A 24,896-nucleotide genomic window follows, 5' to 3' on the forward strand; every position below is an offset into this window, starting at 1 on the left:
AGAGCTGCGATATTGGCGCCGTTAGCGGAACCCGTTATTTTAAAACCGTTAACCGTTCTCCGTCATCTTGACGTTCACGGGTCATTAATAAACGTTCCGCATAATCCGGATCCTCGATAAGAGGGCGGCCGATCGCGATCATGTCGGCTAGCCGGTCACCGAGGATCCGGTCCGCGAGGCTGCGGGTATAAATTTTGCCGACGGCGATGACCGGAATGCCGAAATGCGGTTTGATCGCAGCGGCATGAGGCAGCTGATAAGCGGTGTAAACATCGGCAGGCTGTACCGGAACAAGCCCTCCCGTAGAGACATGGATAGCATCCAGCCCGGACTCCAGCGGCTTCAGCATGATCGCCCAATCCCCGGGGGTTAGCCCGCCTTCGGCATAATCGGTGGCGGAAATGCGGACGGTCACCGGATAATCTCTCCCCACTTCCTCTCTAATCGCCTGAAGCACCTCTTTTAAAAATCTGGCTCTGTTTTCCGGGGCGCCGCCATAGGCATCCGTCCGTTTGTTGGACAACGGCGACATAAATTGATGGATTAAAAAACCGTGCGCGGCATGAATTTCGATGCCGTCAAATCCGGCCTGCACGCTGCGTTTTGCCGCCAAGCGGTATTCCATGACGACGCTCTCGATATCGGTGAGGGACAGCGCCTCGGGGGTCCCGTAGTTATCGTCAAAGGCGATCGCACTCGGTGCGATGAGCCGTTTCGTCACTTCGGGGGAAGATTTCCTTCCGCCATGCGACAGCTGGACGAAGACGGGGGTATGCTGCGCATGGACGGCGTCCGTTATTTTCCGCAAGGGCTCGACATGCCGGTCGGTGAAAATGCCGATGTCGCTCGGAAACAGTCTGCCGTTCGGCGAGACGGCGGTCGATTCCACAACGACGAGGGCGACATGCCGCGCTCTTCGGCCGTAAAATTCGATATGATGGTTCGTGGCATAACCTTCGGGGGTTCCCATATACTGCTGCAGCGGCGCCATAATCAGCCGGTTTTTTAAAGTTAATCCGCCAATCTTAACAGAATCGGTTAATGTTACTGTCATCGCTCTCATTCTCCTTTGCAGTTCGTTAATGACATTTTATTAGAGATGTCGTATAATTTACATAAGATAATTAAGGTGTGATTAGCTTAAAAACTTAAATATTCACTTTTTTCATACAATAAACTTTCGGAAAATGAGGTGTGCCTTTTATGGACCAAACCGATTACAAAATTTTGTCGGCACTGCACGAAAACGCCCGTATGCCGATTTCCGAGCTCAGCCGGATGATCGCGATGTCACAGCCGGCTGTGACGGAAAGACTTCGCAAGCTGGAGGAACAGGGCGTTATCAAAGGTTACCGCGCGGAGCTGTCGCCCGGCAAGCTGGGCAAGCTTACGAGCGCGTTCGTTTTGTTTAAATCGAGCAACTGCAAAGACTTTCTTGCTTTTTGCGAATCGTCACCGGAAGTTGTTGAGCTTTACAGAATCAGCGGAGAGTACAATTATTTGATGAAGGTGCTCACCGAAAACAATGAAACGTTCGCCAAATTCCTCGATGCCTGCAATCCGCTTGGATTTTCGCTGCCCCTGATGGTTCTCACGACGCAATTCGAGGATAAAAATGTTGCTGCAGCCGCCATTTCGCATATGCAGCCGGTGCCTATGCTGAAGGGATTGTAACGGCAATAAATTTGAATGGCCGACAATTTATCTGGACACGATTCGGGAAACCGGTCGTGTCTTTTTTTTTGCTGCTCAGGAAATTATGCATGGCTCATTATTGTGGATAACCGGGGGCTTTTGGGGGATTTGTTCTGCACCGAAATCTTTAACTTTTGTTAAGGTTGTCTTTCGATTTTGTTATGGTTTATTGCCGATAATAGAGCAGACACAGCTAAGGAAAAATCATTCGACGGCCGGAGGGCGAAAGGAGATAACGTGAATATTTACCGAGAACTTGCAAGAAATGGCTCAAAGATCAGGTCGGCATGCGCCAAATCCGCTATAATTTTGTTCGTCAGCATCGCTATTTTCAACTTTTTCGGGCAAAACGCCCTTGCTCAGGCAGCCGTTACCGATGAGGATATCGACCGGTTTATTCAAGCGAAAATGGAGAAAAACAGCATACCCGGACTATCTGTCGCGATTACCCGCGGCGACCGGGTCGTACTGGCAAAAGGATACGGGAAAACGGACGGTCAAACTCCTGTTTCGGCGGATACTCCGTTTGCCGTCGCTTCGTTAAGCAAGTCGTTCACGGCATTCGCCGTGATGCAGCTGGCTGAGGAAGGCCTCATTGATTTGGATGCCCCGCTTGCCCGATATGTCAAATCGTTTCGGTTAAACGATCGCCGCGGTTCTGCAATCACAATACGGCAGTTGATGAAACACACCAGCGGTGTAACCGATACGGCATATCCCGATATGACTGTAAACGGAGGATGGAACAAAGCTGATTCGGCATACCGGAATACTGTGGACCTATAAAGCGGAGGCGCTCATTTTGCAGGAAGATAAGCTTGGAATCGTCGTTTTATTCAACAGCGGCTTGAACGCGTTTGTCGACTATCATGCCTTCGTAGACGGGCTGGCCGGGTTATTGACGGGTCATCCCGGGGACGATTCCGTTTTATCCGGCAGCATGATCGAGGCGGGTATGGGGATCGTCATTTTGGCCACGGCAATGGCGGGGATCCGTGACTTTTTGCGCATAAGAAACCGGGAGGAAACCTGGCGGCGCCGTCCGAAATGGCTTTCCATCTTGCTGCTGGCCGTCCGGCTGGTGCCGCTGCTCCTGCTGGCGTTTATCCCCCAAATCATCACATGGCTCGGGGGCGGCCGCGTTATCGGCTGGCAGGGCATATTGATGATGATGCCGAGCGTGATCGTGTGGCTGGTGCTGGCATCAGCGCAAAATATGGCGATTGTGTGCCTTCGCGCGGTCCGCTTCGTGCGGCGCCGCTCCAATCATATTCCGAAAGTTATGTAGAAAGGAATGATTGGCATGAAAGCGGCTGCCATAACTTCGTTTGGCGCTCCGGATGCGCCGCGCGTCATAGAACTTTCCGGCCTACGGGCCCGCGCCGGGCAGGTTCGGGTCCGGGGGCTGCCGGGAGATCGTGTCAGCGTTCTTCCAGCAGCGTGCGATATACCTTTGATAGCCCTTTTTCGATCGCTTTACGCTCCTCTTCGTCCAGGACGCTGAGAAAATAGTTCCATATGCCGTCCGCATAAGTCGGCCAAGTGGCGAGGAACGCTTTTTTCCCCTCCCGCGTCAGTACGGCAAAAGCTCCCCGCCGGTCTTCCTCCGTTCTTTCCCTGGTAACATATCCTTCGCGTTCCAGCCGCTCGACGACCCGGGTCAACCCGCTGCGGGTTAACACGACCTTTTTGGCCAGATCGGTCATCCGCAGCTTTTTTTCCGGCGATTGGTAAAGAGCGACCAGCACGTCGTACGTCGTGAGCGGCACTTTTCGCTGGTCGGACAAGTCTTTTTCAATTCGTTCGATAACGGCCGCATGCGCATTTACGAACGCACGCCAAACGGCAAGCTGATCATCTTCAAGTCGGTGCATAGGACAAATCCTCCTGAATCAATATTGTCGGATAAAGACATCATACTTGATTTATTGTTGACTGAGCAAGTAAATTGTGATATTTTAAATTGCACAAGAAATTATTGTTTAAGCAACTATATAGGCGAAGGTGATAGTCTATGAACGGGATACTTTTCGGGCTTGTGGCCGCTTTTTCATTCGGTACCGCCGATTTTTTCGCGGGCAAAGCAAGCAGGCAAACGGGGATATATTCCACGCTTTTCTACATGCAGCTTGTCGGATTACTGTTTCTTACGGCAGCTTTAACCTGGCAAGGGCAGTGGCATTTGCTGCTGGCCTATTCGCACGTTGCCGCAGCCGGTTTATGGATGCTGCTTGACCTGATCGGCATTCTTTTTCTTTATCAGGGTCTGGTTACCGGCAAAGCTTCGGTTGTAGCTCCGATCGCGTCAAGTTTCTCGGTATTCACCGTCGTTTTGGCCGTTATGTCCGGAGAACGCATTGACGCAGCTTCGCTGGCGGCTATCGTGCTCACTTTGGCAGGCATCATTTTTGCCACATTGGTTTTATCCGGGGTGCGGAGGAACATATCCGGGCAAAAGCTCGAAAGCGGAGCGGTGTGGGCGATTTTGGCGGCGTTATTTCTCGGTGCGGCGTTCTTTGGGCTTCGTTATCCGCAAGCAGCGCTGGGCGGTCTGGCAACGGTATGGGTCGGCCGTCTGCAGGCGACGATTTTACTCCCGATCGTATACGCGTGCTGCAAGAAGCGAATCGTGCGGCCCGATCTCAAACGCGGCGGTCTGATCGTTCTTGTCGGCGTTTTGGACGCCGCCGCCCTCGTTTGCTACAATCTTGGGCTGGGACTTGAAGATACGTCCATTGTGATTACGGCAACATCGTTGTTCGCCGTCGTCACTTTGCTGTGGGGCGTGCTTGCAGGCGGCGAGAAGCTGTCGTGGAATCAATGGGCGGGCATCGTCTGCACGTTTGCGGGGATCGTGATGATTTCCGTGCAATAAGGAATAAGGCGGGGGGCTGAACATCGTTCCGGCTTACAAAAAAACAACGCAGCCGGTTGAGGCTGCGTTGTTGCCCGTTCAATTTGCAGGGTCGCTTACCTTTACAAGCAGCTTGCCTACATTTTTTCCTTTAAACAAATCGAGAAATGCGTTCGGCGTATTTTCAAAGCCTGTCGTAACGGTTTCGTTGTACTTGAGTTTGCCTTCGGAAAGCCATCCGGCAAGCTCTCCAAGCCCTTCATCAAACCGCTCTGCGTAATCGGTTATAATAAATCCTTTGAGCAGCGAACGTGTCTTTAACAGCTTCGGCTGAATGCGGGGTCCGACATCCGTGTCTTTGTTATTATAAGATGAGATCGTGCCGCATAACGGGATTCGTGCAAAATCGTTCAGCAAACTGATAACGGCATCGGAGATGCTGCCGCCGACATTGTCGAAGTAAACGTCCACTCCATCGGGGCACGCTTCTTCAAGAGCTTTTTGCAAATCATCAACCTGATTGTAGTTGATTCCTATATCGAAACCGAGCTCTTTTTCCAAATATGCGGCTTTCTCTTCCGTTCCTGCGATGCCGACGACGCGGGCGCCTTTGATTTTCGCAATTTGGCCGGCAATGGAGCCGACGGCTCCCGCAGCGCTTGAAACAACGACGGTTTCTCCCTGTTTCGGCGCACCGATATCCAGCATCCCGAAGTACGCGGTTAAACCGGTAATTCCGAGCACGCTTAAATAAGCGGATAACGGAACATCCAAGCGATTTATTTTGGTGACGGCTGAGGCATCGACGGTGTTGTAAAGCTGCCAAGGCAGGAAGCCTTGAACCTTGTCACCGGCCTGCAGATGCTCCGAACGGGATTCAACCACTTCGCCGATCATGGATCCGGCAATCGCCTCATTTAAAACAAAAGGTTCAATATACGACTTTTCGGTGCTCATCCGCCCTCGCATGTATGGATCTACCGACAGGTAGAGGGTTTTGACAAGCACCTGATCTTGCTCAGGCTTATCGATCGGTATGTGACGAAATCCGAATGTATCTTCCGCAGGCAATCCTTCCGGACGTTTGGCTAAAAAAATTTGTTGATTTATTGCGACCATTTCCATTACACCTTTCCATGTATTTTAAGATGGACAATTAAACGATATAATTTCTGTCATTGAAAAAGTTACAGTTTAACGAAAGTCAATCGCTTCATTCCTGGAAATGCCGTCATAATCGTAACCGAGCCGATAAGCCCGCTCCAGCAGCTTCTCATGAATGCCCGGTTTCGAATCCAGAGTGTCATATAAGATCTCCAATTTGCTATCGCGGATTCCTACGTAATCGGCCATTCCGATATTAAGCTGTTGAGCCATCATTTTGTCATATTGTCTCTTCTCAAAGTGTTCAGCCGGAGCGGCGGCGAGACCGAGCCACAATACCCGCTTATGATGCAGCTTTTTCGAACCGTATGCAAAACCATGATTCCATACGCGGTCGATATAACCCTTTAACATGGCCGGCAAGCCGTACCACCAAATCGGAAAAATATATGCAAGAGCATCGTGTTTCTTCATTCGTTCCATTTCCGCTTGCACTTCCGGAGAGTAGGTTTTGTGTTCGTTCGACCAGTCCGGTTCGTCCGCTTCCCATAATACGGGATTAAATCCGCTTCGATGAAGATCCAGCACCTCCGTTTCGTGGCCTGCATCTTTGAGGCCTTGAGTGAATTGTTCCGCAACGGAAAAAGTTAAAGATTGAACTCTCGGGTGCGATACAACAGTCAGTACTTTCATTATACATCACCTTCCATTATTTTCAATATTTCGGAACGGCAGTTTTTTCGATGCCGCTTCGGAAAAAATTATGTATCATATTATGAAAAATGGGAAGAAGGCACTTTTTTGTATCATTGGAACTAAAAAGTGATATAGGAACCAAAAAGTACCTTAGCGGCCTTGCACAGCAAAAAGAAAAGACGCCACCGCGTTTCGCGGCGACGTCTTGGCAATATGTGCGGCTCAAAATGCATGCGGCCAGCGGTCGGTGAAATATGCATGAGATAGCTGCCGTCGGGCTCAAAACCCGTTCCATACGACCGTCTGCTCCGCGGGGAAGCGTGTTGTGGGCCGGGCGGGTTTTACCGCTTTGCCAATGGCAACAAGCAGGACCGGAATGTAGCGCGGCGGCACGTTAAACGCTTTGACGAAAGCGTCGGCATCGAAGCCGACCATCGGGCCCGAGTCGAGACCTTTCGCTTTTGCCGCGAGCATCAGCTGCATGGCGGCAAGCGAAGCGTTGCGAATCGCTTCGTCGCGACGATAGGTAGGAGACGCATTCGCATAAGCAGCCTCGATTTGCTCGATCATGGCCCGGTAAGATGAATAACCGGCGTAAGCATCGTCAAGTCCGGCCTGGACGACGGGTCTGAACACGGCTTCGGCATTCCGGTTCGCCTCCAGGTCTCCGAGTATGGCGACGGTAACGGAGGCGTCGACGACTTGCCTTTGGCCGTTAGCGACAGGTCGCAGCTTTTCCTTGGCTGCCGGATCGGTAAAGGCGACGAATTTCCAATGCTGAAGATTCCAGGACGACGGGGCGCTGCCGGCCAATTCCAGCAGCTCCTTGATCTCTTGTTCGCCGAGTGTGTGCGACGGATCAAAATATCTGACGGAATGACGCTCACGGATGACGGTGAAAAAATCGGTTTGTACGGTAGATGACATTTCAAATCGACTCCTTTGAATAATTTTCAGCGGATTGCTTTACTTTTGGACTTGTTCGTCCGAAACGATTCGTTCCGATGACTCCCGCTATGATCATCGCCGAGCCGAGAAGGTGGTAAACCTCGATGTTTTCCCCGAGAAAAACCGCGCCCGCTGCAATGGAGACGACAGTCGCCAGATTGGCGAATACGCTCATTTTCGAAGCTTCTATTTTGGACAAAGCGTAGTTTGCGGTTAAAGCCGTGACGAGCGAGGACAGGATCCCCAGGTAAAGAATCGATACGATGAAGGTGCCGCTTCCGAGTGGAGCCAGCAGACTTCCGGCCGTACCGGAGACGGCATGATCCGCAATCGCTGCAGCGAGAAAAAAGACGAAGCCGATGCCGAGCATCAAAAAGCTGATTTCCGTCGGGCCGTAGGATTTCAGCAGCGACCGGGCCAAAACGCTGTACCCGGCGAAGGCGAGACACGACAGGAACAGCAGGAATATTCCGCCTAAGCTGGACCAGTCGATGCCGTTTCCTTTCATGACGAAGATGAACACAACGCCGGCAACCGACAGGCCGATCGATAGCTGCTGCAGGACGGTCATCGATTCCTTCAAAAAGACGAAAGCGAGCAGCGCCGTCAAAACGGGAGCGAAGGCAAGCAGGATACCTCCCTCGGACGAAGTTGCGTGCCGCAGCCCGAACGCTTGAAACAGGAAAAATCCAAGCGGATACATCGTGGCCAGCAGCAGCGGTTTAAACAGCGGTTTGCCGCGATAGCTCAAACGAACCCGGCCCAGCAAAACGGGGATCGACATGGCCGCAAACGATACGGCAAAACGGTATGCCAATGTATCCATCGGCGGGGCGTATTCCAGTGCCACTTTGGTAAATAAAAAGGAAAAACCGATGATTGCTGCATTCAGTACCGCACATACATAAGCGAGTTTCAGTCCGTTTTGGTTCAATGTTGGAATTTTCCTCCCCTTGAAAGTTTGGATCGTGTTCGCGAACTTGAATCCGTTATTTGACATAGTAAGCCGATATGCGGGTCGGAACAATAACATATTTTCCGAACTGTATCGATACAGTTAACCTTTTATATTATAATGATAGGTGGAAAGAGAGGGAGCGGAATGAAAAGATATTTGGATATCCTTTCCGACATGGAAGGAAAAATAGCGGTAGGACAATTCGCCTCGGGCCAAAAGCTGCCTTCCGTCCGCCATGCGGCGAAGCATTACGGCTGCAGCATCAGCACGATTACACGGGCGTATGCAGAATTGGAGAAACGCCATGCCATCTATTCGATCGCCCAAAGCGGCTTTTACGTGGTCGAAAAGCCGGGAGACCGGTCCGTTGCCAGTCCAGGCAAGAGGATCGATTTCGCCTCTACGTCGCCGGATCCGAATGTGTTTCCGTATTTGGATTTCCAGCATTGTTTGAACAAAGCTCTGGACATTTACAAATACGATCTGTTCACCTGCGGCGATTCGAAAGGGCTGAAGACGCTTCGTCATACGCTCGTTTCCCATTTGTCCTCGGATCAAATATTTGCCAAAGCGGAACGGATTATCGTTATGTCGGGGGCCCAACCGGCGCTCGAGCTGCTTGCTAAAATGCCGTTTCCGAACGGGAATTCCGCCATTCTGGTCGAACAGCCGAGCTACGACATTTATTTGCGTTTTCTTGAGGCCGAGGGCATACCGGTATGCGGAATCGTCCGTACGGCGGAAGGTATCGATTTGCACGAACTTGAGGAAAAATTCAGAAATGGCGGAATCAAGTTTTTTTATACCATGTCCAGGTATCACAGCCCGCTCGGCACCTCGTACAGTGTAGAAGAGAGGAAAGCGATCGCCCGTTTGGCCCAAAAATATGACGTTTACGTCGTGGAGGACGATTTCTTGGCTGACCTCGGCGAAGATTCGGGCGCGGATCCGATTTACGCCTATAACGGGGCGTCGCACGTCGTATATGTGAAAAGCTTCTCGAAAATCGTCTTCCCGGGGCTGCGGATCGGTGCCGTCGTTTTGCCGGAAAAGCTGCTGGAGACATTCTGCGAATATAAAAGATACGCAGACACCTCGCAGCTGTCCCAGGCGGCGCTTGAAGTGTATATCAAAAGCGGCATGTACGAGCGGCACAAGCGCAAAATAAGCAGCCAATATACGGCCAGGATCCGCTCTTTGAACGAAGCGGTGCGCCGGTATAACGAAGCGGGACTTATCGAAATACCGGATGTCCGCTCCGGCGTGTTCGTGCAGTTCAAGCTTCCGCAAACGGTCAATCTGGAGCGGCTCATCAAGCGTCTTGCGGAAAAGGAAATCGCGGTCGCCTCCGGCAAAAGGTTTTACTTATCGGATTATTTGGAACGGGAAAAGTTTTTGCGGATCAGCATCGCGAGGGCGCAGCCGGAGCATATCGAGGAAGGCGTGAGGGCGATCATTGAGGAAGTAAGGCGGGAAGCCAGGTCGCTCTATTGAGAACAAATCCCCCAAAAGTTGCCTATTCCTAGTACTTTTGGGGGAGCCCCCCGGTTGTCCGCAAAAATTAGCCAAACATAATTTCCTAAGCAACGACAGAACGCCGCCGCTTGATAGCGGCGGCGGTTTTTGCCTGTTTAGTCCGGCGAGAGATCGGTACGAAATCAGCTTTTTTGACGCATTTGTAATCCCCACAAGGCAAACAGAATGCCGATGACCGTCACAAGCGCCGCCGTTAGCGGAACAGCGGGGAGCCCTCCGCCGATTTGCAGATCGATGACGATACCGCCCAGATATGCGCCAAAAGCATTGCCCAGGTTGAAAGCGGCGATGTTCAGCGTCGATGCGAGGGTCGGCGCTTCCTTGGCCGTATTCAGCATGTGAAGCTGCAGCCCGGGCACCGTGCCGAACGAGGCGACGCCGAGTACGAATATGGTGATCAATGCCGGGATCTTATACGCATCGGTCAGGCTGAACAAAGCGAGCGTGACTGCGAGCAGCACGAGCGTTCCGATCAGCGAGGGCAGCAGCTTCCAGTCCGCCAGCTTGCCGCCGTAAATGTTGCCTATCGTGATGCCGACGCCGAACAAGACGAGAATATAGGATACGGCACCGGAAGAAAAACCCGTGATGTCCGTCAATATCGGCGCAATATACGTGAAGGCGGTGAACACGCCGCCGAAGCCGAATACGGTCATGAGCAGCGCAATGTGAACGGCCGGACGGCGCAGTACGCCAAGCTCCTGCGATAAGCTCGACGGGGCGGCTTTTACCTTCGGAACGAGCGTCATCACGCCGATAAGCGCCACGATTCCGATCGCGGTAATGACCCAGAAGGTGGACCTCCAGCCGTAAGCCTGGCCGAGGAATGTTCCGAACGGTACGCCGAGGATGTTGGCGAGCGTAAGTCCCGTAAACATCAAGGCGATGGCGCCCGCGCGTTTCTCTTTGGGAACGAGCTCCGCAGCGACGACGGAGCCGACGCCGAAGAAGGAACCGTGGGTGAGCGCCGCTACAAAACGGGCCGCCATCAAAACGGCATAGTTCGGCGCGACAGCGGCCAGCGCATTGCCCGCGATGAAGATGCCCATGAGCAGCAGCAGCAGCGCCTTGCGCGGCATCTTATGCGTGGATATCGTAATGAACGGAGCGCCGACGGCGACCCCGAGCGCATAGCCGGTGATCAGCAATCCGGCCGCCGGGATGGAAACGTTAAGATCGGCGGCTACTTCGGGAAGAAGGCCCATGATGACGAATTCGGTCATCCCGATCGCAAATGCTCCCAGCGTAAGAGCGTAGATGGCGATGGTTGCGCTTCTTCCGGATGACGCCGCGTATTTGCCGGAAATGGTTTCTGTATTCATCGTGAATCACCCCAATATTTCAATAACTGCCTTGGTTACCGCAAGGGTGGATTGAGGATTCTGCCCGGTTACCAGGCTGCCGTCAACCTCGCAATGGCAGGTCCAGTTCGGAGCGGCCACGAAGATAGCCCCCAGATCGCGCAGCTTGCTTTCGAGCAAAAACGGCAAATGCCGGTCAAGTGTGGTTGCCGCTTCCTCGCGATCCGTGAACGCGCTGACCCGTTTGCCGGCGACGAGCGGCTCGCCGCTTGACAATGTTGCGCCGACGAGGCCGGCCGGTCCGTGACAAACCGCGGCGACCACTTTGCCGGCTTCATAGAAATCGCGCAGCAACTGCTGCAGCTTGCGATCGTTCGGCAGGTCGTACATCGTTCCGTGACCGCCCGGCAAGAAAATCGCATCGAACGTTTCGGCCGAGACGCTGTCCAATTTCACCGTGTCCTCCAGATACCGCTGTGTATCCAAAACATGCTTGGGCGTATTGGCATCGACGCTGCCCGGATCCACGGGACCCGGTCCCCCGAGCGGGCTTGCCACCTTGACCTCGTATCCTTGGGCGGTGAACTCCAAATAAGCCTCGGCGAATTCCGACAGCCAAATGCCCGTCCGTTTGCCTTCATGAATTTCAGTATGGTTAGTGACGACGATCAATATTCTCTTTTTATCCAATTTCTCCAACCTCCTATAAGGGATGATCGCTTCAACGTTATTCTAAATCCAACCAACCTATAATACAAATTATGAAATAATGATTTATTCATAAAAATATTTATAATATGCAAAAAAATCAACCGGAAATCCGATTGATCGTTACTCGTTTTCGCGTATGATCTTCACAATTCTGCCCATTTCCTGCAAATGCTTATGTTTCATTTGGTAGGCAATGTACAATTCGTTTGTTACTTTCAATTGCTCCAATATGATTTTGGCCTTTTCGTTCGGTTGACGCAGCAGGTATGTTGGCAGCACGCTGATCCCCGACCCGTTTTCAATCGCCCTCAAAATCATATGCAGATTGGGAATGACATGGACGGGTTTAATGAGCGGCCTTTTCTGAAAATGCTGCCTCCATAGCCGTCTGATGATCGGCAGCTCCAGTCCGTAGCTGATCCATTTTTGCGCGCAAAGCCATTGTTCGATGTCCGTGGGCCGATCCGTATCCGGAACCTCCATATGCGCGGGAGCGACGACCGCAAACTCCTCGTCGTACAGCTTTACATATTCGATCCCCGGAGCAATGAACTTTTTGGAAGTGAAGATGATGTCCGCCTTGTCTTCCTTCAAAATTTCCAGCAATTGATCCGCGGTTCCGAAATACGATACCGTACACATGTTAAGCTCGTTCAGCCGGGGTAGTATGTTTTCGCAATAAAATTCGTGTGCGGTACCGATACGGATGACTTTAAGCGTAGGCAGGGACGCCGCTTTCAGGCTCACCGTCGTTTCCTCCAGCCTTTCGATCAGCGGGGCAACCTGGGAATAGAGCTCTTTCCCTCTTTCGGTCGGCGTCAGTTTCCTGGACGTTCTTGTAAATAACGGCTCCCCGACCTCGGCTTCCAGGGCGGACAAATGCTGGCTCATCGCCGGCTGCGTCATCATCCGCGTTTTGGCGGCTTCCGACACGGAATTGTGCTTGTATATGGCAATGAAGCTTCGATACCATTCAAAATCGACCATGATTTATGTTGACTCCCCCGCAGTTTCTTTTTCCATACTATACCACTTTGAAGTGCGTACTTCCTATAAACAATATGTTAGCACGTAATAAAAAGTAGGCAAATGAGCTTATGAAAAATACGCGGGAGTGATAAGTATGAAAACAGCTTCAACCGGAGGTCTTTTAATGATGGCTCTCTTCCTGGCAAGTTCATGCACCGGCCAAAACCGCATTCATTCTAAATGCGATTTTGGCCGAATTTTTTTTTGCTTGGATAAAACTACCGTTTTCGCGGCAAAAACAAAGCGACAACCGCGCCGAGCAGTATACCAAGCGCCGCCAGATAAACCGCTGTTCTTTCGCCCGCAGCGACGGCTTCGCGCAGAGATTCGCCCGTTTTTCCCTGAATGCCCGAGTTGGCGACGGCAATAAGGATAGCCAGACCTACGGCATTGCCGATGTTTAATGTGGTCGACGCGATTCCGGACGCTACGCCTTGATCCTCCCGGGCTACGCCGCTTGAAGCGGCAACCCACATTCCGGTCCACGTAATGCCTTGGCCGATGCCGGAAATAACGAGCCCCGGAACGATGATGAGGTAGCTGCTGCCGGTATAAGCGCCTATTGGAATCAGTATCGTTCCGGCAATGCCGACGATCATGCCGATAAGCAGTGTGCTGCGTGCCTCCAACCGGGTCGCCAGCCGTTCGCCGAGCTGAGTACCCGCCGCAATCGCCAGCGAAGGGACGATGAAGGCGAGACCGGTCTGCAAGGCGCTGTATCCGTGCACGTTTTGGAAGAGCGTGGTCAGGAAGTACGGCAGTGCGCCGAACGTTCCCATGTAGATAAAGGTAATGAGCGTCCCCGTAACCAAGCTGCGGTTGCGAAAAAGATGCAGCGACATTAAAGGAGCTTTGCTGCGTCCTTCGATGAGGGTGAAAATAGATAAAATGACCAGGGAAAGTACCGCGCATATTATAATATTTGGGGAATTCCAGCCGGACTCGGGTCCTTGTACGAGAACATAAACCAGAAGGGTGGCACCCGCGGTCACGGTGACAGCGCCGGGCATATCAAAATGACGCTTTTGATCCCGTCGCTCGTCGCGGGGAATTATGAACAGCGCAGCCAATGCAACCAATCCCGCTAATGGAACATTGACCAAAAATACCGCCTCCCAACCAAACGCATTGGTCAGCACCCCGCCCAAGATCGAGCCGATCGTCAGCCCGCTGGCTCCGGCCCCGCCCCATACGGCCAGCGCGCGATTGCGGCGCGGTCCTTCCTCAAATAACCGGTTGATCAGCGACAACGTGGCCGGAAAAAGGAACGCCGCCCCAATGCCTTGGATGGCGCGGGCGATCACGATGACAAGCGGCTCCCAGGCCAAGCCGCCCATTAGTGACGAAAGCGCATAGAGAATGAGCGCGAAAATAAACATTCGCTTTTGTCCGAGCAAATCGGCGGCACGCCCGCCAAGAAGCAGGAAGCCTCCGCAGAAAACGGTGTAGGCGCTGACGACCCATTGCAGCGACTGCTCCGAGAAGCCAAGACCTTGACCGATCTCCGGTAAAGCCACGAAAACGATATTGATGTCGAGCCCATAGATGAGCTGGGCTAATGCGAGCAGAGCCAGGCTCCATCCCATAGCGCGCTTATTGACAGCAGCGACCTCAGGCGAAGCGGTGCGCAGCCGTGCTTGTGGATCGGTGGACATCGGTAACTTCACTCCTTATATTTCAAATTTATTTGAAACGTTTCTAGGTGATTATATTTCAAAAATATTTGAAATGTCAAGAGAATGATGTTATAATTTTTCCATGAGACAAAATGATGAAATTGCCCTGTCCCAAGCGGCCAAAGTACTTAGCGACCCTATACGGCTGAAAATTTTAATGCTTCTTAAAGAGGGGAGGCAGGAGATATACCAGTCCCCCGTCTGTTCGGCATATTCCGACGCGATCTGTCCGGAGGATCTGAAGCTCGGCTTGGGCGATATTTCGTCGTCTAAGCTGTCGTATCATCTGAAGGAACTGAAGGAAGAAGGCTTCATTCAGGAGTGCAGGGAGGGGAAACGGATTTTTTATCTCCTGAAGCCCGACCGGTTCAAAATCTTGGTTGAATCGCTTCGCGTTTTTACTAACTGATCGGCGACCTGACCTGCCAAGGGGATCGTCTGCACCGACAGCCCTTGGCGGCAGAGAAAATAATGAAAAGGCCTGCAGACCGTTTGTTCAAACGGTTTTGCAGGCCTTTCGTTTTTGCCCGGACTATCGTCTATTTTCGCCTGTCGACGGAACGGGTGCCTAGGACATAGACTGGCATGCAGACATATTTTAGTTACCAAATCACGCATAAAAAAGGAGCTGCTGCTTTGAAAAAAATTCCGGTTAAAGGATTCGTCCTTCACTCCAAGGATTCCGGGAAGGAACATTCCCACGGTCTCTACATTACGTCCTGGGACGGTCGCCCCGTATATCATGTTCACCCTTTTTCGGGCGTAACTTCCTATGACGACGGGCATGTTCATCAATATGTGGGCGTAACCGAACCCGCTCCGACCGGCGTCCCGCACGTTCATCGCTATCATACCGTAACGTCGTTAAATCACGGGCATACCCATGTCATCCAAGGGGTGACAGGTCCGGCCGTCGATCTGCCGGGAGGCGGGCATATTCATTACTTTGAAGGGTTTACGACGGTAAACGGGAGAACGCCGCATACGCATCATTATAAAGGCGCGACAGGCAACGAAGATTGAAGGCTCATCCCCTCCGGCGCTGCTTGGGAGGGGATGCTTTTTATAGGCGATCGCTGACAACGATACATAATAAATTTCCGGAAAATAGAAACCCTAAAGGTATTATTTTACCAAATAAAGGCGGGGGCGAACATGAACCGGAATAAGAAACAAAGCAGTACCTTAACGGGTATGATGATTGCCAAAATAGCCGTCGCATGCGCCGTATCGTGGCAGCTCGCCAAGCTTTCCGGATCCTCACATCCTTATCTCGCCCCGGTGTCGGTCATTCTCTGCATGAAAAGCACGCTTTTGCAGACCCTGAAGTTTTCGGGTCATCGCGCGGTCGGAACGATTATAGGCGCATGTTTCGTAGAATTGGTATCCCGATTTTTAAACGAGCCGCACGCCTGGACGATCGGATTCCTTGTCCTGGTGGGATTATGGATAGCCAAGGGCTTGCGAAGGAATCCGATTGTTTCGGAGCAGGTGGGATTGACCGTTCTGCTCGTGCTTGTACTCGATCATCAATCGGACCATTATTTCGTCGACCGTTTAAGAGATACAGGGATCGGGGTTGTGCTTTCCGCTATCATCTTGTACGCAGTCCCCCCGAACTACAAAAAAGAGATGAAGCAGGCGGCGGCTCCGTTTGCCGATCGACTGTCGAAAATGTACACATCCGCCGCCGCATGGGTTGGACGAGGCTGTGATAACGGAGAAGGGGAAAAGCTGCGGCAGGAAATGAAACAGCTCCTTGAGCTGGAGCTTCAAACGCGCAAAACTTTGACGGATATAAGCAAGAGCCTGAAGTTTTACCCATTTTTCGCCCAAAAGCAAAATATGGCGGCAGGCTTTAAGAAGCAGTTTCAGCTTTGGAGCTATGGACAAGCCAGTTTGGAGAGGATGGCCGATCTGCTCTCCGACTGGCGCAACTCCGGACATATGTCAGCGGCGGACAGGGCAGGTTGGTCCGGGCAGCTCAGCGAGATCGCGGCTTATTACCGCCGTCAAGCGGAGATGCTGCAGGCTAAAGGAAGCGGCGGCTCTGCACAAACCGACGTTATTTTTAAGGAGCACATTCCGCTGCATGTCCGTCCTCCGGAACGGCTGGACTCGAATTCATATAACAGTGCTTTGTATCTGGAAACCGCAGCGCTTGTTCGGGAACATGCCGCGTACAAGATTCCTTGATATTTTTGCATGATGCTAAAACGCCATAAGGTCCATTCGTCCATACCTAAATATCTCCATATTCATACAGTAACTTAGCGGCGATTCATGCCCAAAAACGATGATGTGAAAAGGAGATGGTTGGGGTGCAGTTTCTTGCACAATATCCGGTTTCCGCTGATCTGGTCACGCCTTACGTCGGGCGTCCGGTAGCGGCTATTACGGGTGACGGGGACTTTGCTTATGGAATAATCGACCGGATTCACGACGGTCATCTTGTGATGAGGCCAATCGGAAATGTTCCTGAAGCAGTCGTAGCGAACTTTAAAAAATCTATGAAAAAGTCGCTGGGACCGCGACTGAAGCAAATGAAGTTCGAGAAGCCGAAAATTAAAGCGTGGGGCGGTTTTGGCTTCGGAGGATATCCTTTCGGTTGGGGATTTGGCAACTTCGGCTGGGGAGCCGGATGGTGGTGGATATTTCCGCTGTTTTTGCTGGCTGCCATCGCAGCATTCCCCTTTTTCTGGTGAGTTTGAAAAAAAGCGAAGGAGCCGCCGCGGCTCCTTTTTCCTTTTGCGTGCAAAAAAACGATTGAAAGTCGAGATACGTTTCTGGAGCCGGCTGACAACCCGAATCGGAATATGTTAAAATGTGATCAACGAGTCACATTTAATTAGTTATTTGCCGCATACCGCCGGTCTATTGGCGATTTTTGGAGAAAGGAGCGATTCCGGTTGGAAAAAGACGTATTCAAAGCATTGTCCGACCCGAGCCGGCGCACCTTGCTCGACCTGCTTTACCAATCCGACGGACGCACGCTGAGCGATCTGTGCAACTATTTGAACATGTCCCGATTCGGCGTGATGAAGCATCTGGGTATTTTGGAGGAAGCCGGCCTGATTACGACGAGGAAGGTAGGCAGGGAGAAGCTGCATTACTTGAATTCGGTACCCATTCGCCAAATCTATGAGCGGTGGGTAAGCAAATATACCGAACCGTGGGCAGCGGGACTGATACAGCTCAAAACAGAACTGGAGAGTGAGCCCGAAGTGGAGCAAAAACCGCGAAACGTAAACCGCATTGCCATCAAATCGACACCCGAGCGGATTTGGCAGGCATTGACCGACCCGTCGATGACGTCCCAATATTGGTACAATGGCTCGATCCGGTCGGACTGGAAAAACGGCTCATCGTACGAAATATGGAACCCGGATGGAAACGTGCAGGCCAAAGGCGAGCTTCTGCTCGTCGATCCGCCGCGCAGGCTGGTAATGACCTGGCAGCTCCTTTCTCGCTCCGATACGGCGCACGAGGAACCGTCCCGCATTACGTGGGAAATCGAGCCGCACGCGCAGTTCGCAGGAGTTACGCTGGTCACCGTGATCCACGACGCATTCGAGCTTGCACCGAATACGGGTAATGTTTTGGAAGCGGGGCTGCCGATCGTCCTGTCGGGCATGAAAACTTTGCTGGAAACCGGGACGGCGCTTACGGGCATCTGAGATTGCGAAAAATACTCGGCCGCTCCCCGATCAGGAAGCGCTCCAGTTTAGCAATCCGTGAGAAATGTCCCATGTCGTTTCATGGTATGGTTGTGGCAGTTGACCATACCGAGGAGGAGATATTATGGGGTATACCGATAGGTTGATCGCAGAATTGAAACAGGAAGCGGAATTGACGCGAAAAGTACTGGAGAGAGTGCCTTCGGACAAGCTTTCCTGGAAGCCGCATGAAAAGTCGATGTCGCTCGGTCAATTGGCGCTGCATATCGCAGGCTTACCCGGAGGCGTGGCAGAGCTGTTGAATGAGCGGACACGCGAAGTGCCGGTCGTTCCTCTGCCTGAAGCGGCATCGCCGGATGAGATTTTCGCCGCTTTGGAGCAGTATACGGCAATGGCGGTAAACAAACTGACCGCTTGGGGTGAAGCCGGTCTTGCGGAAACCTGGACGCTCACCCAAGAGGGCGTCCCGATCGTAGAGGTGCCGCGCATCGAGATGGTGCGTTCGGTGATGCTCAATCACTGGTACCATCACAGGGGACAGCTGACGGTTTATCTTCGCCTGCTGGATGTCCCGGTCCCGTCCATATACGGTCCGAGCGCCGACGAGAGCTGAACGGCTCATTGGCCCGGTAAATGCAAGCAAAAAGCGCCTTTTAGAGGCGCTTTTTTGCGTGTTCCGCTCTCGGCGCTTAGTTGATTTTCTCCATTTTTTTGCCGTCAAGTCTGGTACTAGGAAAGTATGTATCCTATAATGAAAAAGGAAAAGTACGCACTTTCTTGTGCCATTCGGACCGAAAAGTACCATAGATACCGAATAGTACCTTAGGTCCGGAAGCGAACCGACGCCAAACGACAGGAGGAAAGCTCCCTTGAAGCAGATTTCGGAACGAACGTATATCATCCCGGCGGAAGCCACGATAAATGTGATTGGGGGGAAATGGAAGACGCTGATTTTATGCCATTTAACCTACGGGCCCAAACGAACGAGCGAGCTGAAAAAAGCGATGCCGGAAATTACGCAAAAAATGCTGACCCAGCAGCTGAGGGAATTGGAGGACGACGGAGTCATCGTAAGGACGGTGTTCAACCAGGTGCCGCCCAAGGTGGTCTATGAACTGAGTCCGCTCGGAGAATCGCTCAAGCCGATCATCGATCAGATGTGCGAGTGGGGCGAGCGGTATTTGGAAGGGACGCTGCAAAGCAAGATAACGTAACGTTTTGTACTGCATTCCCAAAATAGCAACCTAGAAGAAATCCGAATTTCCTTTCTGTGCTATTATCATCTTGTCACAATTTGGAGATGAAGGAGCTGGAAAAACAATGACGAAACAAATTTCAAAAGGCCGGCTGTGGACCGCAAGAATTTTGAGCGGAATAGCGATCCTGTTTATGCTGTTTGACAGCATATTCAAATTAATGAAGCCGGCGGCGGTCGTGGAAGGAACGGTGACGTTGGGATTTGCGGAGCACCATATCGTCCCGATTGGAATTATCGGACTGATTTGCACGATTCTTTATGCCATTCCGCGCACATCCGTCTTGGGCGCCTTGCTTCTTACCGCCTATTTTGGAGGGGCGGTCGCTTCGCAGGTGCGGATGGACGCTCCGCTGTTCAGCAACATTTTGTTTGCGGTTTACTTGGCCGTTTTCGTTTGGGGCGGGCTGTGGCTGAGGGACGAACGGGTGCGCAATCTCATTCCTTTTCAAAATAAGGGAGCGAATCTGTAAGCAAAATCACTTGGCGGGTTGACAAAGCAAACGGTATGCCATAAAATAACTTTTACATTCATATCCAAAAGTTGCGATTAGAAATAGTAGAAGTGAATTGACTTTTCAGAGAGCCGTTGGCCGGTGCGAAACGGTAATGTCGTTCAGTTCGAACTCGTCTATGAACTGCTGCCTGAATCATGTAGGGTAAGCCGGAGTTCCACCGTTACAGGGATAGATGGTGATGGCCATCGAAAGAGCTCATTTCGCATGAAATGAATTAGAGTGGTACCGCGGGTTCAACCTCGTCTCTATACGTAGAGACGGGGTTTTTTGTTGATTAAAGTCCGGGTTTAATCAACCCCGCTTCACATATATATTAGCAAATCCCACGAGGAGGCAGATGAATATGAACCGAAAAATCATTGTATTCGACACCACTTTGCGCGACGGAGAGCAGGTTCCGGGCGCAAAACTCAACATACAGCAAAAAATCGAAATCGCCCAGCAATTAAAGCGTCTGAATGTGGATATTATCGAGGCGGGTTTTCCCGCTTCTTCCGCGGGAGATTTTCAGGCGGTAAAGGAAATTGCGCGCACCGTAGGGGATACCGTATCCGTCACCGCTCTGGCACGGGCTGTCAAAAGCGACATCGACGCCGTCTACGAAAGCGTCAAATGGGCGCAGCGGCCGCTCATCCATATCGTGCTGGGCACCTCGAACATTCACGTGGAAAAGAAGTTTAACCGTTCCAAGGATGCGGTGCTGCAGATGGGCGTGGATGCGGTCAAATATGCGAAAACGCTGCTGCCGCATGTGCAGTACTCCACCGAGGACGCATCGAGATCGGAATTCGAATATTTGTGGAAAACGATCGAAGCTGTAGTCAAAGCCGGAGCGACGATCGTCAACGTGCCCGATACAGTCGGCTACGCGGTGCCGGAGGAGTTCGGCGATCTGATCCGCAGAATCAACGAACGGTTGAAAAATTTGAACGACAAAGTGATCCTGAGCGTGCACTGCCACAACGACCTGGGACTCGCCACGGCCAATACGCTGAGCGCGATCAAAAACGGAGCCGAAAAAATCGAGTGTACGATCAACGGCCTCGGCGAACGGGCCGGAAACGCATCTTTGGAGGAAGTGGTCATGGGACTCAAGGTGCGCGAAAGCCACTATCGCTGCCATACCGGCATCAATACGAAGGAGCTGCTCAGAACTTCCAGGCTGGTAAGCCATTTGACCGGACTCGACGTTCAGGTGAACAAGGCGATTACCGGCGAAAATGCGTTCGCCCACTCTTCCGGCATCCACCAGGACGGGCTGCTTAAAGATAAGCAGGTGTACGAAATTTTGTCTCCCGAAGAAGTCGGCGCGGAAAGCATGGAGCTGATTTTGACCGCCCGCTCCGGCCGTCATGCCTTTAAGAACGCCGTGGAGAAAATGGGCTTTGATACAAGCGATGCGGCGGATTTCGAACAGTTGTTCGAGAAGTTTCTTGCGCTCGCCGACGCGAAAAAAGAAGTGTACGATCACGACGTGTTTTATCTCGTGACCCAGCACCGCACTATCGATACAAGCGAGAGGCATCTGTACGAGCTGGAGTCGTTCCAGGTCGTCAGTAACGATCTGCATCCGACGGCTACCGTCCAGTTGAAAAAGGGGGCCGAGACGCTGACAGGCAGCAGTGTCGGGGACGGTCCGATCGACGCGTTGTACGGCGTCATCAGGACGCTCGTAGGACTCGACGTGCAGCTGAAGGACTATAAAATCAACAGCCTTTCCAGAGGCAAAGAGGCCGTAGGCCGCGTCAACATCCGCATCGAATACGACGGCAAAATTTACTCCGGCCGGGCTATGGATACGGACATCATCAAAGCGAGCGCGCTTGCTTTCCTGAACGGCATCAATGCGGTTTTGCTCGATGCCGATTCTGCCAGAGAAAGCCGAACGGAGTCCGTAAGCGGATAAAATGAAAACACCCCCTGCAGCCAGCAGGGGGATTACGTTCCCGTTCGGGCAAATTGTTTCGGGGTTTTACCGACGGCGGCTTTGAAATCTTTGCAAAAATGGGCCTGATCGGCATACCCGAGAGCCATTGCCGCCTGAAGCGGGTCCGCGCCGCTTTCGATCAGCTCGGCCGCTTCGTGCATCCGGTAACGCATGATCACCCATTTGGGGCTCACGCCGACGTATTCGTTGAACCATCGCTGCAGCGTCCGCTTCGTAATGCCGAATTGTTCGGCAAGCTGCTCCACCTTCGTAATATGCCGGTCGCGGATAATGCAGTCGATCACTTCGTTCAGCGTATCGACGGTGTCGTCGCGTTCCGGGATGTGACGGCGCAGGAGCCGCTCTACGAACGCGATTTTCGCTTCATCGTTTTCAAGCGCAAAGAGCGCCTCTTCGAAAGCAGCCGTGTCGATATCGAAGCAGTCGGCGACTTCGACAACGCGATCGGTTAGAGCGGAAGCAGGCGATTGGATAAAGCCGCGGAAAGCTCCCGGCCGGAACAGCACACCCACGATCTGCCCTTTCCCCTGCAGAACATGGGTGGATTTCCCGCTCGTTATGCCGCATATCCGGGAGGCGCCATGCTCGATAACGACGTTTACTCCCGGGTGCTGCAGCACTTCCTGGGTATGCGGAGCTTGACCGCGCAAATCCCATTGAAGCAGCCAATAATGCTTGACAAAAAAACGCAAATCTTCGGACGGCGCATGCCGCGAGAGGGAAAATTTCCGTATCCCGGCTTCGTATTTCAATATGCCTTTGTTCGGATTCATGCTGCCTTTCACCGCGGCTGCCTCCTCTCCAGGAAATGGTCCGTTATTCCGCCATGATTTACATTATACCAAAAAAACAAAGGTCAACCGTCCATGCCGGTTTTTTTTCGATTCAATCGGACGATGACCAGGCTTCCCGCAAGAAAACACATCGCGGCGAGTCCGTAAACGGTCGGGAGGGACAGCGCATGTTTCAGCGCGCCGGCGCAGCCCGTCGCAAGCAGCATGGACCCGGTCATCAGCGGCGTGCGAATGCCGGTTACCCGGCCGATATACGCCGGATCGGTATGCTTCATGACAAGCGCCTGATTTCCGGCAAAAATGGCCGGCTGGAAAAGGGCGATGACGAATTGGGCGGCCATCGTCAGCCAAAGCGCGGACGACCAGCCGGATACCAAAATGCCGAAGGCGTTGGCGAGCAGCCCCGCCAGAAGCAGCCGCAGAGGGGACACTTTCGCAGCCAATGCGAAAGTGGCGATACCGCCGGCGATTTCCCCCAAGCCGTACGGGACGGAAATCCAGGGCAGCTGCCCGGCGGATAACCCTAATCGTTCCGTCACGAGGAAAATGCTGAGCGGAGACAAGATCCCTACGCCCAATCCTACCAACGCGAAGCATACCGTTAACCGCACCAGCGCGGCACGTTCGCGGACGTAGCGAAGACCATTCGCCATATCACGAAGCAGAGCGGCAGACTTTGCGGATTCGTGCGCAGATTTTCCGCTGCGATCGGGCGGTATAAACAGAATGGCGAGTGCGGATAACATAAAACATAAGCACGTCAACAGCATGGCGAACTGAATGCCGAATTGCCGGTATACTAATGTGCCCATTACCGGTCCGGCAACCATAAATAACGAAAACAGCGTTTGCAGTAAAGACATGCAGAGCGGAGCTTGCTCGTCCGGAACATGAAGCTTGAACAGCTTCATTCCGGCCGGTTGGGCAAACTGCGACAAGATCGAGGAACAGAGCGTGGCCAAAAATATCGTTTTCCACGAACCGGTTTCGAGCAGCAAAAACACGATCAGCACCGACAGAGAGCTTAACAGTTCGCACCAAACGATCGTTTTCTTCGGACGCCACCGGTCCGCAAACACCCCGCCGATGAAAGAAAACAGAAAGATAGGCGCATATTCGGCGACGGAAATCATCGAGACGGCAAACGAATCGCCCCCGGATATATCCATTACATACAAAAGCACGGCGAAGTTGCGAACCCAGATCCCGCATTGGGAAAACAGGCCGGACATCAGAATGGCTTGCACAAATCCGTTTCGAAACAGCATGTTCTTGCGTATCATAGTACCCCTCCTTGGCAAAACGTTACGAATTACAGCGTAAAGCCTCCTGCAAGGGGAGAGTCAAATCATTTTTTTCGGCGCTGCACTTGAGTCTCCCCTAAGGGAAGGCTTTACACTTGCGGTAAAGGAGGAATGACAACATGCTTTATACGGTCAAAGAAGTCGCATCGCTTGCCAATGTAACGATTAAAACGCTGCATCATTACCACAAAATCGGCCTGCTTGTTCCGTGCGAGATCAGCGAAGCCGGATACCGTCTGTACGGAACGAAGGAACTGGAGCGGCTGCAGCAAATTTTATTTTACCGGGAGCTGGATATTCCGCTGGAAAACATTAAAGACCTGCTCGCCGGGGAAACGGACCGGCTGGCGGTGCTGCAGCAGCAGGAGCAGCTTCTTCATGCCCGCAAGGAACGATTGCTGGCCGTCATTCAAACGTTGAAAGCATCGATTCGTTCGGCGGCAAAAGGGGAGCCGATGGACTCGAAAAGCATGTTCAAAGGGTTTGAAACGGAGCAGGAGTGGAAAGACGCACTCGAGGAGCAAAATGAATATTTGAAGCAAACCTACGATTATGACATGATCGGAAATAATCCGGTAAATGTCCGGGAGATGAATGAACAAGCGGCGGAAGCGGCGGCATTTATGGAGGATATCGCACGGGCATTAAGAGCGCAGATCAAACATGACGGCGGGCAGGTGCGCACCGCGATTCGCCGTCATCTTGCGTTTTTGAACGAGCGGGGCCATCAAATATCTGCCGCAGATTTCGCCGCGCAAACGCGGCTTTTCCTCCAAGACGATTTTCACCTTCAAATGCTCGAAAATCAGCAAACCGGCCTGGCTTATTTTCTTGCCGCGGCCGCGGAATCTTATGCCGCTGAAGAGCGATGAACGGTTTTACCGAACGGCTT

The 24,896-nt window shown here is 52.3% G+C and carries 27 protein-coding genes and 1 other annotated feature; of the genes, 15 read left to right on the forward strand and 12 right to left on the reverse strand.

Going from position 1 to position 24,896, the window contains the following annotated elements:
* Nucleotides 1-34: 34 nt before the first annotated feature.
* A complete protein-coding gene (locus MYS68_RS04915; RefSeq protein WP_248924751.1) occupies nucleotides 35-1,054 on the reverse strand; it encodes an oxidoreductase in 1,020 nt (339 codons plus the stop codon).
* Between the two features lie 149 nt (nucleotides 1,055-1,203).
* Between MYS68_RS04915 and MYS68_RS04920 the strand changes: the two genes are divergently transcribed.
* The 3 genes from MYS68_RS04920 (at nucleotide 1,204) to MYS68_RS04930 (ending at nucleotide 2,983) form a co-directional block, all read left to right on the forward strand.
* Nucleotides 1,204-1,674 carry an Lrp/AsnC family transcriptional regulator gene (locus MYS68_RS04920; RefSeq protein ID WP_248924752.1) on the forward strand — a complete coding sequence of 157 codons (471 nt, stop codon included), beginning with the start codon at nucleotides 1,204-1,206 and terminating at the stop codon, nucleotides 1,672-1,674.
* Nucleotides 1,675-1,932: 258 nt separating this feature from the next.
* Nucleotides 1,933-2,481 carry a serine hydrolase domain-containing protein gene (locus tag MYS68_RS04925; protein ID WP_248924753.1) on the forward strand — a complete coding sequence of 183 codons (549 nt, stop codon included), beginning with the start codon at nucleotides 1,933-1,935 and terminating at the stop codon, nucleotides 2,479-2,481.
* Nucleotides 2,482-2,497: 16 nt separating this feature from the next.
* On the forward strand, nucleotides 2,498-2,983 hold the full coding sequence (locus MYS68_RS04930; RefSeq protein WP_248924754.1) for a hypothetical protein: 486 nt from the start codon (nucleotides 2,498-2,500) through the stop codon (nucleotides 2,981-2,983).
* A gap of 133 nt (nucleotides 2,984-3,116) precedes the next feature.
* Here the strand turns inward: MYS68_RS04930 and MYS68_RS04935 are convergent, their stop codons facing one another.
* Entirely contained in the window at nucleotides 3,117-3,569 is a 453-nt protein-coding gene (locus tag MYS68_RS04935) for a MarR family winged helix-turn-helix transcriptional regulator (RefSeq protein ID WP_248924755.1), read from the reverse strand.
* Nucleotides 3,570-3,709: 140 nt separating this feature from the next.
* Here MYS68_RS04935 and MYS68_RS04940 point away from each other — a divergent pair, with 140 nt between their 5' ends.
* A complete protein-coding gene (locus MYS68_RS04940) occupies nucleotides 3,710-4,570 on the forward strand; it encodes a DMT family transporter (protein WP_248924756.1) in 861 nt (286 codons plus the stop codon).
* Nucleotides 4,571-4,648: 78 nt separating this feature from the next.
* Here MYS68_RS04940 and MYS68_RS04945 read toward each other — a convergent pair whose 3' ends face one another.
* The 4 genes from MYS68_RS04945 to MYS68_RS04960 form a co-directional block, all read right to left on the reverse strand.
* Entirely contained in the window at nucleotides 4,649-5,668 is a 1,020-nt protein-coding gene (locus MYS68_RS04945; protein WP_248924757.1) for an NADP-dependent oxidoreductase, read from the reverse strand.
* Between the two features lie 75 nt (nucleotides 5,669-5,743).
* Complete coding sequence (locus MYS68_RS04950; RefSeq protein WP_248924758.1) at nucleotides 5,744-6,346, reverse strand: NAD(P)H oxidoreductase; 603 nt, start codon at nucleotides 6,344-6,346, stop codon at nucleotides 5,744-5,746.
* 282 nt (nucleotides 6,347-6,628) lie between these two features.
* Nucleotides 6,629-7,276 (reverse strand): nitroreductase family protein, encoded by a 648-nt coding sequence (locus MYS68_RS04955; protein ID WP_248924759.1) that lies wholly within the window; start codon nucleotides 7,274-7,276, stop codon nucleotides 6,629-6,631.
* Nucleotide 7,277: 1 nt separating this feature from the next.
* A complete protein-coding gene (locus MYS68_RS04960; protein ID WP_248924760.1) occupies nucleotides 7,278-8,231 on the reverse strand; it encodes a DMT family transporter in 954 nt (317 codons plus the stop codon).
* A gap of 168 nt (nucleotides 8,232-8,399) precedes the next feature.
* Here MYS68_RS04960 and MYS68_RS04965 point away from each other — a divergent pair, with 168 nt between their 5' ends.
* Nucleotides 8,400-9,749, forward strand: coding sequence for an aminotransferase-like domain-containing protein (locus tag MYS68_RS04965; RefSeq protein WP_248924761.1), 1,350 nt, complete (start codon nucleotides 8,400-8,402; stop codon nucleotides 9,747-9,749).
* Between the two features lie 164 nt (nucleotides 9,750-9,913).
* Here MYS68_RS04965 and MYS68_RS04970 read toward each other — a convergent pair whose 3' ends face one another.
* From MYS68_RS04970 to MYS68_RS04985, 4 genes are all read right to left on the reverse strand, one after another.
* Nucleotides 9,914-11,113 carry an MFS transporter gene (locus tag MYS68_RS04970; protein ID WP_248924762.1) on the reverse strand — a complete coding sequence of 400 codons (1,200 nt, stop codon included), beginning with the start codon at nucleotides 11,111-11,113 and terminating at the stop codon, nucleotides 9,914-9,916.
* Between the two features lie 6 nt (nucleotides 11,114-11,119).
* Nucleotides 11,120-11,782, reverse strand: a complete 663-nt coding sequence (locus MYS68_RS04975; RefSeq protein WP_248924763.1) for a type 1 glutamine amidotransferase domain-containing protein — start codon at nucleotides 11,780-11,782, stop codon at nucleotides 11,120-11,122.
* A 141-nt stretch (nucleotides 11,783-11,923) separates the two neighbouring features.
* Nucleotides 11,924-12,790, reverse strand: coding sequence for a LysR family transcriptional regulator (locus tag MYS68_RS04980; RefSeq protein WP_248924764.1), 867 nt, complete (start codon nucleotides 12,788-12,790; stop codon nucleotides 11,924-11,926).
* 260 nt (nucleotides 12,791-13,050) lie between these two features.
* Nucleotides 13,051-14,487: an MFS transporter gene (locus tag MYS68_RS04985; RefSeq protein ID WP_248924765.1), complete on the reverse strand. Its 1,437-nt coding sequence runs from the start codon at nucleotides 14,485-14,487 to the stop codon at nucleotides 13,051-13,053.
* A 103-nt stretch (nucleotides 14,488-14,590) separates the two neighbouring features.
* Here MYS68_RS04985 and MYS68_RS04990 point away from each other — a divergent pair, with 103 nt between their 5' ends.
* The 9 genes from MYS68_RS04990 (at nucleotide 14,591) to MYS68_RS05030 (ending at nucleotide 21,864) form a co-directional block, all read left to right on the forward strand.
* Nucleotides 14,591-14,917 carry an ArsR/SmtB family transcription factor gene (locus MYS68_RS04990; protein WP_248924766.1) on the forward strand — a complete coding sequence of 109 codons (327 nt, stop codon included), beginning with the start codon at nucleotides 14,591-14,593 and terminating at the stop codon, nucleotides 14,915-14,917.
* A gap of 227 nt (nucleotides 14,918-15,144) precedes the next feature.
* A complete protein-coding gene (locus MYS68_RS04995; RefSeq protein ID WP_248924767.1) occupies nucleotides 15,145-15,531 on the forward strand; it encodes a YmaF family protein in 387 nt (128 codons plus the stop codon).
* A 132-nt stretch (nucleotides 15,532-15,663) separates the two neighbouring features.
* Nucleotides 15,664-16,704 carry an FUSC family protein gene (locus MYS68_RS05000; protein ID WP_248924768.1) on the forward strand — a complete coding sequence of 347 codons (1,041 nt, stop codon included), beginning with the start codon at nucleotides 15,664-15,666 and terminating at the stop codon, nucleotides 16,702-16,704.
* A 125-nt stretch (nucleotides 16,705-16,829) separates the two neighbouring features.
* Nucleotides 16,830-17,213: a hypothetical protein gene (locus MYS68_RS05005; protein ID WP_248924769.1), complete on the forward strand. Its 384-nt coding sequence runs from the start codon at nucleotides 16,830-16,832 to the stop codon at nucleotides 17,211-17,213.
* A 204-nt stretch (nucleotides 17,214-17,417) separates the two neighbouring features.
* Nucleotides 17,418-18,185: an ArsR/SmtB family transcription factor gene (locus MYS68_RS05010; RefSeq protein ID WP_248924770.1), complete on the forward strand. Its 768-nt coding sequence runs from the start codon at nucleotides 17,418-17,420 to the stop codon at nucleotides 18,183-18,185.
* Between the two features lie 124 nt (nucleotides 18,186-18,309).
* Entirely contained in the window at nucleotides 18,310-18,798 is a 489-nt protein-coding gene (locus MYS68_RS05015) for a DinB family protein (protein ID WP_248924771.1), read from the forward strand.
* 256 nt (nucleotides 18,799-19,054) lie between these two features.
* Entirely contained in the window at nucleotides 19,055-19,399 is a 345-nt protein-coding gene (locus tag MYS68_RS05020; protein WP_248924772.1) for a winged helix-turn-helix transcriptional regulator, read from the forward strand.
* Between the two features lie 106 nt (nucleotides 19,400-19,505).
* Nucleotides 19,506-19,913 (forward strand): DoxX family protein, encoded by a 408-nt coding sequence (locus MYS68_RS05025; RefSeq protein ID WP_248924773.1) that lies wholly within the window; start codon nucleotides 19,506-19,508, stop codon nucleotides 19,911-19,913.
* A 64-nt stretch (nucleotides 19,914-19,977) separates the two neighbouring features.
* Nucleotides 19,978-20,208, forward strand: a binding site (T-box leader).
* A gap of 93 nt (nucleotides 20,209-20,301) precedes the next feature.
* Nucleotides 20,302-21,864, forward strand: coding sequence for a 2-isopropylmalate synthase (locus MYS68_RS05030; RefSeq protein WP_248924774.1), 1,563 nt, complete (start codon nucleotides 20,302-20,304; stop codon nucleotides 21,862-21,864).
* A gap of 32 nt (nucleotides 21,865-21,896) precedes the next feature.
* Here MYS68_RS05030 and MYS68_RS05035 read toward each other — a convergent pair whose 3' ends face one another.
* Both MYS68_RS05035 and MYS68_RS05040 read right to left on the reverse strand, forming a co-directional pair.
* Nucleotides 21,897-22,691, reverse strand: coding sequence for a DUF6597 domain-containing transcriptional factor (locus MYS68_RS05035; protein ID WP_248924775.1), 795 nt, complete (start codon nucleotides 22,689-22,691; stop codon nucleotides 21,897-21,899).
* Nucleotides 22,692-22,762: 71 nt separating this feature from the next.
* Nucleotides 22,763-23,983 carry an MFS transporter gene (locus MYS68_RS05040; RefSeq protein ID WP_248924776.1) on the reverse strand — a complete coding sequence of 407 codons (1,221 nt, stop codon included), beginning with the start codon at nucleotides 23,981-23,983 and terminating at the stop codon, nucleotides 22,763-22,765.
* A gap of 140 nt (nucleotides 23,984-24,123) precedes the next feature.
* Between MYS68_RS05040 and MYS68_RS05045 the strand changes: the two genes are divergently transcribed.
* Complete coding sequence (locus MYS68_RS05045) at nucleotides 24,124-24,876, forward strand: MerR family transcriptional regulator (RefSeq protein WP_248924777.1); 753 nt, start codon at nucleotides 24,124-24,126, stop codon at nucleotides 24,874-24,876.
* Nucleotides 24,877-24,896: the final 20 nt, after the last annotated feature.

This window comes from Paenibacillus hamazuiensis, from assembly GCF_023276405.1.
Classification (GTDB): domain Bacteria; phylum Bacillota; class Bacilli; order Paenibacillales; family NBRC-103111; genus Paenibacillus_AF; species Paenibacillus_AF hamazuiensis.

Coding starts and splice junctions, on each gene's coding strand:
- MYS68_RS05045 (WP_248924777.1), top strand. CDS start 24,124: ATGCTTTATACGGTCAAAGAAGTCGCATCGCTTGCCAATGTAACGATT.
- MYS68_RS04965 (WP_248924761.1), top strand. CDS start 8,400: ATGAAAAGATATTTGGATATCCTTTCCGACATGGAAGGAAAAATAGCG.
- MYS68_RS04955 (WP_248924759.1), bottom strand. CDS start 7,276: ATGTCATCTACCGTACAAACCGATTTTTTCACCGTCATCCGTGAGCGT.
- MYS68_RS05015 (WP_248924771.1), top strand. CDS start 18,310: ATGGGGTATACCGATAGGTTGATCGCAGAATTGAAACAGGAAGCGGAA.
- MYS68_RS04935 (WP_248924755.1), bottom strand. CDS start 3,569: ATGCACCGACTTGAAGATGATCAGCTTGCCGTTTGGCGTGCGTTCGTA.
- MYS68_RS04970 (WP_248924762.1), bottom strand. CDS start 11,113: ATGAATACAGAAACCATTTCCGGCAAATACGCGGCGTCATCCGGAAGA.
- MYS68_RS04985 (WP_248924765.1), bottom strand. CDS start 14,487: ATGTCCACCGATCCACAAGCACGGCTGCGCACCGCTTCGCCTGAGGTC.
- MYS68_RS05025 (WP_248924773.1), top strand. CDS start 19,506: ATGACGAAACAAATTTCAAAAGGCCGGCTGTGGACCGCAAGAATTTTG.
- MYS68_RS04920 (WP_248924752.1), top strand. CDS start 1,204: ATGGACCAAACCGATTACAAAATTTTGTCGGCACTGCACGAAAACGCC.
- MYS68_RS04990 (WP_248924766.1), top strand. CDS start 14,591: ATGAGACAAAATGATGAAATTGCCCTGTCCCAAGCGGCCAAAGTACTT.
- MYS68_RS05040 (WP_248924776.1), bottom strand. CDS start 23,983: ATGATACGCAAGAACATGCTGTTTCGAAACGGATTTGTGCAAGCCATT.
- MYS68_RS04945 (WP_248924757.1), bottom strand. CDS start 5,668: ATGGTCGCAATAAATCAACAAATTTTTTTAGCCAAACGTCCGGAAGGA.
- MYS68_RS04915 (WP_248924751.1), bottom strand. CDS start 1,054: ATGACAGTAACATTAACCGATTCTGTTAAGATTGGCGGATTAACTTTA.
- MYS68_RS05030 (WP_248924774.1), top strand. CDS start 20,302: ATGAACCGAAAAATCATTGTATTCGACACCACTTTGCGCGACGGAGAG.
- MYS68_RS04980 (WP_248924764.1), bottom strand. CDS start 12,790: ATGGTCGATTTTGAATGGTATCGAAGCTTCATTGCCATATACAAGCAC.
- MYS68_RS04940 (WP_248924756.1), top strand. CDS start 3,710: ATGAACGGGATACTTTTCGGGCTTGTGGCCGCTTTTTCATTCGGTACC.
- MYS68_RS05000 (WP_248924768.1), top strand. CDS start 15,664: ATGAACCGGAATAAGAAACAAAGCAGTACCTTAACGGGTATGATGATT.
- MYS68_RS04950 (WP_248924758.1), bottom strand. CDS start 6,346: ATGAAAGTACTGACTGTTGTATCGCACCCGAGAGTTCAATCTTTAACT.